The organism is Candidatus Poribacteria bacterium, from assembly GCA_021295715.1.
Taxonomy (GTDB): Bacteria; Poribacteria; WGA-4E; order WGA-4E; family WGA-3G; genus WGA-3G.
Genome location: JAGWBV010000130.1, coordinates 1 through 1,325, shown reverse-complemented (window position 1 = coordinate 1,325; position 1,325 = coordinate 1). Strand labels below are relative to the sequence as shown.

Here is a 1,325-nt window from a genome sequence, read left to right as displayed (position 1 = left end):
TCCGTGAGAGGGAAATATGGATTGAGGTGAACCCGGATCGATTGAAGGCATATCGACTCCCAATTTCAGCGGTCATTACGGCACTGGGAACAAACAACTTGAATCTCCCGGCTGGCACCATGGAACTGGGAGGCACAGAATTCATGGTCCGAACGATGGGAGAATTCACCGATTTGGACGCTATTGGCGAAACGCTCATCACTGTTCAGCCGATAGGTAGGCTTCTCCGTCTGAAAGATGTTGCAACGATCTCTGACACCTACGAGGAGGAGCGAACGCTATCGCGAATTGATGGACAACCTTCGATTAGCCTGAGTGTGCAAAAGAAAACTGAGGGAAACACAATCGCATTAGTTGCTAAACTTCGAGAATTAGTCGACAATCGGAGAACGAATCTCCCCGAAGGTGCTGAGTTGACGGTTGTTAATGACTATTCGGTTGTTCTCAAAGAACGATTGGGAATTCTTGAAACAAATGCGTTTTTCGGTTTGGTGCTTGTTGTGCTAATGCTCCTTCTCTTCATTGGATGGCGGAATGCACTATTTGCGGCACTCGGTATACCGGTAGCGTTCATGGCAACATTTTGGTTTATGTCCATTGCGGGTTATACGCTCAGTGGTGTCTCCTTGTTTGGGCTTATTTTAGTCGTAGGGATTGTCGTTGATGATGCTATTGTTGTCATAGAAAATATCTATCGGCATATTGAGGCAGGTGAATCCCCGAAAGTTGCCGCTATCCGCGGCGCAGAAGAGGTCGGTTGGCCCGTTGTAGCGGCAAGTTTGACGACAATCTGTGCTTTTGGACCGTTGATGTTTATGTCTGGTGTTACTGGACAGTTTATGCGGATCGTGCCGGTTATGGCGATTCTGGTGTTGATAGCATCTCTTTTTGAAGTCTTTGTAATTTTACCAGCACACGTCTCTGAATGGGGAAGAACGAAAATTCGCACAGGACGCAGCGGGCTTGAAAATCTCCGAACCGAGTCTCCGAGGGGTTTCACCCTCGGTGTTCGCATTGTCGGCTTTTTCGTGTGGTTTGCCATGTTTTTTGAATTAATTCGGAACCGATATGTTAGGATCCTGAAAATAACCATTCGACACCGATATGCGTTTGTAGGGAGTGTGCTCTTCTTCGGATTGGTTGCATGCATTGGGGCATTTTATGTTCTTGACAGGGAACTCTTCCCCGGTGAAGAGTTCCCCCAATTTTATGTCCAAGCCGAGATGCCGCCTTCCTACGGAATACAAGAAACAACAGAAGTAATTGTCCAAATTGAAGAGATGGCTAAAAGACTTCCATCAACTGAAGTTGATGCGGTCGTCAGT

General features: G+C 46.9%; 1 protein-coding gene. It reads left to right on the top strand.

Translation table 11 applies throughout. The features are described 5' to 3' along the window. A partial coding sequence (locus tag J4G07_21315) for an efflux RND transporter permease subunit (protein MCE2416526.1) occupies positions 1-1,325 on the top strand: 1,325 nt, incomplete at both ends.